The sequence below is a fragment of the Tenacibaculum sp. L6 genome (assembly GCF_028823685.1).
GTDB lineage: Bacteria > Bacteroidota > Bacteroidia > Flavobacteriales > Flavobacteriaceae > Polaribacter.
Genome location: NZ_JAPEHZ010000180.1, coordinates 1 through 629 on the forward strand (window position 1 = coordinate 1; position 629 = coordinate 629).

Annotated in this window: 2 protein-coding genes; both read left to right on the plus strand. The window is 40.4% G+C overall.

The genetic code is table 11. From position 1 onward, the window contains the following. Nucleotides 1-194: hypothetical protein (locus OU788_RS12600; RefSeq protein WP_274635482.1), on the plus strand; the 194-nt coding region annotated here is incomplete at its 5' end. 134 nt (nt 195-328) lie between these two features. Further along, a partial coding sequence (locus tag OU788_RS12605; RefSeq protein ID WP_274635483.1) for an ArdC family protein occupies nt 329-629 on the plus strand: 301 nt, incomplete at its 3' end.

The following is a 629-nucleotide window of genomic DNA, read 5'->3' on the forward strand; positions in this document are numbered from 1 at the left end:
TGCGCAAAGGATGGCGTTTTATCAAAGGACGTGTAGTCAAAGCAAGCGCCAAAGTACCCAAACCTACTCGAAAAGGATTAGCAGCCCCAAAAAGAAAAGAGGGATTGACCGCTAGTGGACGTTTGAAAAAAGGCTATAAATATGCAAAGGGAGGTAGGATTGTAAAAGCTACCTCAAAAAAAAAAGTGCTGTAGCGCCTGCCACTAAAACCCAACAACCTGCTGAAAAAATTCCCTTAGAATTTTTAGCAGGTTTAGACTTTATTCAGGAAGAAGACACCAACACCACAGGACTGAATACCCCTGTACGTCCCGACCAAATCTATCAGATGATTACGGACAAGCTTATCGGTGCTATCAAGAGCGCTAAAGGAACGCCAAAATTGGGATGGGATGATAGCTTTTTAGAAAAAGGCGGGTATCTATCGCCTGTAAGCTTTGCCTCTAAAAAAGCCTATAGAGGTATCAATATCATACTACTAAAAAAAGGCAATCCTTTTGGAGCGTATCAAAACCCTTATTTCTTAACCTTTAAGCAAGTACAAGAAGCAAAAGGGAAACTCAAAAAAGGTGCTAAGGGATTAGAAGTAATCTACTTTACCCGCTTGTATAAATTTTCAGATGCTCAAA